6 protein-coding genes are annotated in these 5867 nt (G+C 41.5%); 5 read left to right on the forward strand and 1 reads right to left on the reverse strand.

The genetic code is table 11. The features are described 5' to 3' along the window. Positions 1 to 1018, forward strand: a 1018-nt coding sequence (locus PX484_RS07950; protein WP_288103389.1) for a cyanophycinase, incomplete at its 5' end; no start/stop codon positions are given. Between the two features lie 77 nt (positions 1019 to 1095). Beyond that, a complete protein-coding gene (locus PX484_RS07955; RefSeq protein WP_002803573.1) occupies positions 1096 to 1698 on the forward strand; it encodes a chromophore lyase CpcT/CpeT in 603 nt (200 codons plus the stop codon). 11 nt (positions 1699 to 1709) lie between these two features. Here the strand turns inward: PX484_RS07955 and PX484_RS07960 are convergent, their stop codons facing one another. Next, positions 1710 to 1883, reverse strand: a complete 174-nt coding sequence (locus PX484_RS07960; RefSeq protein ID WP_002791720.1) for a hypothetical protein — start codon at positions 1881 to 1883, stop codon at positions 1710 to 1712. A gap of 153 nt (positions 1884 to 2036) precedes the next feature. Between PX484_RS07960 and PX484_RS07965 the strand changes: the two genes are divergently transcribed. The 3 genes from PX484_RS07965 to PX484_RS07975 form a co-directional block, all read left to right on the forward strand. Then, entirely contained in the window at positions 2037 to 2405 is a 369-nt protein-coding gene (locus PX484_RS07965) for a hypothetical protein (RefSeq protein WP_002803572.1), read from the forward strand. A gap of 44 nt (positions 2406 to 2449) precedes the next feature. Continuing rightward, positions 2450 to 4261: a sodium:solute symporter family protein gene (locus PX484_RS07970; RefSeq protein WP_287767346.1), complete on the forward strand. Its 1812-nt coding sequence runs from the start codon at positions 2450 to 2452 to the stop codon at positions 4259 to 4261. A gap of 1248 nt (positions 4262 to 5509) precedes the next feature. Beyond that, a partial coding sequence (locus tag PX484_RS07975; RefSeq protein ID WP_502882705.1) for an SH3 domain-containing protein occupies positions 5510 to 5867 on the forward strand: 358 nt, incomplete at its 3' end.

A 5867-nucleotide genomic window follows, 5' to 3' on the forward strand; every position in this document is an offset into this window, starting at 1 on the left:
CAATCATAATCGAGATTTCCATTATTCTTGTCGTTGTGGAAAAGCCAATTTTCAGTCTGTAAAACATCGATCGGGTATTTTATTAATCGGGGGAGCGGAAGGAGGTAAATTAGGAGAAGATCAAGCGACCACATGGTTATTAAATCGAGCTAAAGGCGGTAATTACTTAGTGTTGCGCTTTGGCGATCTTGGCAGTCAAGCCGATTGGATTTGCGACAATTATCCCTCCCTGATCGGCTCGGCGGCGGAACTATCAATTGATAGTCGTGAAGGGGCAAATCATCCTGATGTTATCGAATATATTCGTAATGCCGATATTCTTTTTTTTGCCGGTGGTGATCAAAATCAGTACGAGGATTTGTGGGAAAGCACAAAGGTGGAAACAGCGATCAATTATCTGATCAATGAGAAAAAAGTTCCCGTGGCGGGAACCAGCGCAGGAATGGCTATTCTGGGTGATTTTTACTATGCGCCCACTCACGAAGGGGTACTGAGTTCGGAAATATTAAATAATCCCTTTCACTTCAACACTAAAGACTTCTATCGGAGTGATTTTATTCGGGTTCCTTTTCTCAAAAAAGTGGTGACAGATACCCATTTGGATCGACTCAATCAAGATCATCCCGAAACAAGATATGGTCGCCTTTTTGGTTTTTTAGCCCGCAATGTACACGATAATCACAATCAACTACCTGCCTACGCTATCGGTTTAGAAGAAGGAGCTTTTCTGGCGATCGATGAGCATGGTATCGCCAAAGTCTACGGCAACGGCACCGATAAGGGACAAGATGCCTATTTTCTGCAAACTAACGGGACTCTACCCGAACAGATGGAGCCGGATCGGCCTTTAATCTGGAATAATAACGGTCAAGCGGTGAAAGTCTACCGCATCGCAGGAACTCCCTCCGGCAGCGGTGAATTTGACCTCAAGGATTGGTCTAGTGCTGCTGGCGGTCGCTGGGAATATTGGTACACTAAAGGGGGAATAGCTGGGTTTAAGCGGGCCCCAGTAACCTGAAGGTCATTTTTGTCAAAAAAGTGAGTTCTATGGGTGTTAGGATTAATTTTGAGGCAATACGGAGAATTTTTTGAGCTATGACCCCTGAATTAATCACTTTCGGTCGGTATCTCGCGGGTGAATTTGAAAATCAACGGCAAGCGCAAGCAGAACCGGTGTGGTATGTTCACCTGCGTTTATGGTTGCGTCCGCTGCCTTTATTTCGGGAAGACAGCATCGCTCTTTTTGCCGAACAGGCCAGTATAATCAATTTAGACCAACCCTACCGACCGCGACTGTGGCGATTAACGCACTCGGAATCGGGAGGGTTAGAGGTTAGGCATTATATGTTTAATGACCTGAAATCCGTGCAAGGTGCGGGCAAAAATCCCGATATTTTGCGAAAAATTAGCTTAGAAGACCTAACTTTCCTGCCTACTTGCACTTTAGCGGTCAAAGTCCATACTCTCGCTGATAATCAATACCAGTTTATCGCCCAACCGCAACCGGAACAGCGCTGTAAATTTACCTATGAGGGGACAACCTATCAGGTGGCTTTAGGTTTCGAGGTGACGAGTGATAGCCTAAAAACCTACGATAAAGGCCTAGATCCCGGCACCGGTAAGGGAATTTGGGGCGCTCTGCTCGGTCCCTATCAATACGAGAAAAAACGGGATTTTTCGGCAGAATTGGAGGTGTGAGGAAGATTGCATCACATTAGGTCAAAATGACGGCAGATGACACCGCAAAGAGCCGCTAAAGCGGTAATTCCTAAAGCTGTACCGATGTCTTGTCCTTGATTGACAGCAAAAGAAGTGACGATTCCCGCACCTAAACCGGCTGTGATTGCCGCTCCGAGAAAATCTTTATCCGAGTTTTTATACATAGAGATAAGGCCAAATTTCGACAAAATCGTGTTTTTTACCTTATCATCCTCTTTTGAGCCACTAATCACCCGGGGGCGGAATTGCAATTAAGCTTTAGATTTAGCCACGTTTCTTAACATTAAGTTGGGTAAGATAGATAGGGGTTAAAATCGATGAAATTAGCTAAAATATCTTTTTATGGCTTTTTAACGCTGATTATCTCCCTTTTGCTAATACTGAGTTTTGTTAATGCCAGCAAAGCACAATCGGATACGGCGGTAAGATCGGAGTTAATTAGTCTCCGCAATCGAGTCGAGCGTCTTGAAAGTCAGGTCCGAGGAATATCCATCCGCGGGGAAAATGCCGCTCCGATTCCCCAACGGCGATCGGGAACGGGTATAGTAAATGGGGAAGTAGTCGGGGAAAGTGACCCACTGTTCCAGCGTTTAGCTACTTTAGTAATTGAATTAAAGGAAGATTTAAAAAAGCTAGAGCAACGGGTGCAAATCTTAGAAAAAGAAACCGTTAGCCAGAAATCGTAGTCAATTGATGCTATAACGATCGAAAGTTAAATTGATCTGAAACTATGCAGTTAATTGATTATGTAATTGTGCTGCTGTATCTGGCAGCAACCCTAATAATCGGGATTATAGCCGAGAAAAAAGCTTCTCAAGGTCTAGAATCCTACTTTTTAGGTAATCGCAATTTGCCCTGGTGGATGTTAGGGGTGTCGGGAATGGCGGCTAACACCGATTTAGCGGGAACTATGGTCATTTCTGCCCTAATTTACGCGGTCGGTCCTAAAGGACTATTTATCGAAATCCGGGGCGGTGTTGTCCTAATTATGGCCTTTCTCATGGCTTTTATGGGCAAATGGAATCGCCGCGCCCAAGTTATGACCATGGCGGAATGGATGAAATTTCGCTTTGGACCAGGAAAACAGGGGAATTTTGCCCGAATTATTAGCGCCGTCGCCACTCTCTTATTCTCTATCGGTGCGATGAGTTATTTCTCCGTTGCGGGGGGGAAATTTTTAGGGCAGTTTTTGGGCATGGATGATCGTCTTGCTTCGGTGATATTAATTCTTCTAACCTTGATTTATACGGTGGCCAGTGGTTTTTATGGTGGAGTAATTACCGATTTATTTCAAGGATTTCTGATTTTTGTGGCGGTAATTTATGTATCGACAGTGGCTTTTTTTACTGTCAATCTTCCTGATAGTTTCACGGTAGCAATTCCGGGGGCAGCGGAGCCAAAAACCTGGAATTTAAGCGACTGGGCTAGTATTTTTCCTTCGATGACTTTGGATTTACCCGGAGATTATGCCATCTTTAATTTGTTTGGTGGGGTGATTTTCTTTTATTTAGTTAAAACCATCATCGAAGGTTGCAGCGGCAGCGGTGGTTATATGTTACAACGATACCTAGCGGCCAAAAGCGATCGAGATGCCGGTTTATTATCTTTATTCTGGATTATTCTGCTTTCTTTCCGTTGGCCTCTAGTCACAGCTTTTGCGGTTTTAGGCATTCACTACGGTTTAACTAAAGGCACGATTACAGATCCGGAAAGAATTCTGGCCACGGTGATTACTCAATACGTTCCCGTGGGGATGAAAGGGTTATTAATTGCTGCTTTTTTAGCGGCAGCTATGTCCACTTTTAACGCAGTTATTAACGCTAGTGCTGCCTATTGGGTCAAAGATATCTATCAAGCTTTTTTGAAACCGAATGCGGGAGAACAGGAGTTAGTTTTTCAAGGTCGTTTGGCCTCGGTTTTTGTGGTAGTAATTGGCCTAGTTTTGAGTTTTAATATCCAAAATGTCAATGATATTTGGGGTTGGTTAACCACGGGATTAGGGGTGGGATTAGCAGTTCCTCTCCTATTACGTTGGTATTGGTGGCGCTTTAATGGTTATGGTTTTGCCGTGGGAACTTTAGCGGGAATGATTGCGGCTATTGCCTCACAAGTGATAATTTTACCTTTCTTTCGTCACAGTCAATATCAGGAATATATTCTCTTTCTTGTGCCGAGTTTGTTCGCTTTAGCTGGCTGTATTATCGCTACTTTGTTAACTCCTCCCACCGATAGTTTAGTTATGGAAAATTTCTATAATATTACCCGACCTTTTGGCTTTTGGGGAGAAGTACGTCACAGTGTTAAACCTAACCTACAGGCAAAAATTAAAGCGGAAAATCAACGGGATATCATCGCCGCTTTTCTCACCGTTCCTTGGCAATTAGTCCTCTTTATGATGGGGATTGTTTTAATCATCAAGCAGTGGCAAAGTTTGAAGATTTTGGCTTTGGTTTTTCTTTTGCTTTCTATCGGTCTCTATTTTACTTGGTATCGACATTTATCTAAGGAAATTACCGTCACTAAAGACCGAGATTTAGGTTAATCAGTTATCAGTTATCAGTTATCAGTTTACTGTCTTCCCACTCCCCAATTGATAATTCCCCACACCCTGTCCCCACGAAAAACTTTTTCAGCAGACCCTAATTAGGAGTGATCCCTTGACTTTGGCGGCGGCTTGGGTTATGATTATTTTATAATCGGATGGTTGTGTCTATTATGAAGTGCTTGGATTCCCATTATGAATAAAGTCTTTTAAAAATATTATCCCAAAATCTCACGACAAAAGCAAGGAAAATTTCGCCGTCAATTGTTAAGTTTTGTTAAGAAAAATAGCAAGAGCGGCAAGGAATAGAAATCCCTTACCGTTGACTTTGGCCGTACTCACCACTTCTTAATGAAGTGCTATCTAGAAGGAACTTATGATGAAATACAAAATTGTGCTTTGCATAAATGGGATACTCCCAAACACGGCCAGACTCCCAGGCGCTTTTCTAATATTTGGTACTCCTGATTCTCGTCTAAAATAGTTAAACAAAAATGAGATAATATCAGAGATGAAATCTTTACGAATCACCATCCGTCTTGACGAATAAGAACAATCCATCTTAAGTCGTCTTTCCCGCAGACGGAATAAGACTGAATCTGAGATAGTCAGAGAAGCACTACAAGTTTATTTTCAAATAGCCAATTCCCAAGAAAGTTCCTATGACTTAGCTCGCAACTTGGTAATTATTGGAGTGACTGAGGATTTGCCATCCGACTTGAGTACCAATAAAGATTACTTGGAGGGATTGGGTAAGTGAGTCCTATTTTGATTGATACTGGTACTATTGTTGCTATTCTTTCATCCTCCGAATTTTACAGATTCCATTGCAAAAAAGCTTGTCCTGTCTAGGTTATAGCCTTTTATGTACCCCTGTCAGGGTAAATTTTTTACTTATTTTAGCTGACATTTCCGATATTTCAGATCAATTGTTTGGCTGTAAGTTCCGACTTTTCCGACTGACTAAACTCAAGACTGTGATGTATCCTAAGTTATCAAGCAATTTCAAGGCTTGATTTAGGTAATCTAAAAAAACAGGGAATCCCTACTCATCGGTGAGCGAATAGCCATTCATCAGAGAGTAGAGCGGAATTTGGAAGATCACTGGAGATTTAATTTCTCCATAGGAAGCTTGGGAATTGGCAGTAGATGATACTATCCCTGAATGGTTACTCTGTTTCTAGTTGATAATCCTGTCAATTTATGGAAAACCTGAAAATTTAAATTTTTGAATCGGAGAGTTATATTATGATTAAAATATCTATTTTAAATCTCAATATTATGTTAGGATTATTAACAGCTTCTCTTAACGTAAATATAATTTTGCCAGTTTTAGCTCAAAAATTTGATGGTGAAACTTCTTCTCATAAAGTAAGAGGTAGTAGTTGTGTTAATTTCCGAATGCAACCATCAATAAATGCCAAGATTATTCATTGTTTGAAATCAGGTACTAATATTGACGTTGTTCGGATTCCACCTACAGGAAAGTTTGCCTGGGTTACAGATGAAGCAGATCATCTTTGGTATTTGGTATTTGATCAAGATACTAAACTACAAGGATGGGTCATGCCTGACTGTATTGATATTTTTGAAGAAAAAAGTTCAA

It is taken from the genome of Microcystis sp. M49636_WE2 (genome assembly GCF_030065375.1).
GTDB classification, from domain to species: domain Bacteria; phylum Cyanobacteriota; class Cyanobacteriia; order Cyanobacteriales; family Microcystaceae; genus Microcystis; species Microcystis aeruginosa_C.

Coding starts and splice junctions, on each gene's coding strand:
- PX484_RS07960 (WP_002791720.1), bottom strand. CDS start 1,883: ATGTATAAAAACTCGGATAAAGATTTTCTCGGAGCGGCAATCACAGCC.
- PX484_RS07970 (WP_287767346.1), top strand. CDS start 2,450: ATGCAGTTAATTGATTATGTAATTGTGCTGCTGTATCTGGCAGCAACC.
- PX484_RS07955 (WP_002803573.1), top strand. CDS start 1,096: ATGACCCCTGAATTAATCACTTTCGGTCGGTATCTCGCGGGTGAATTT.
- PX484_RS07965 (WP_002803572.1), top strand. CDS start 2,037: ATGAAATTAGCTAAAATATCTTTTTATGGCTTTTTAACGCTGATTATC.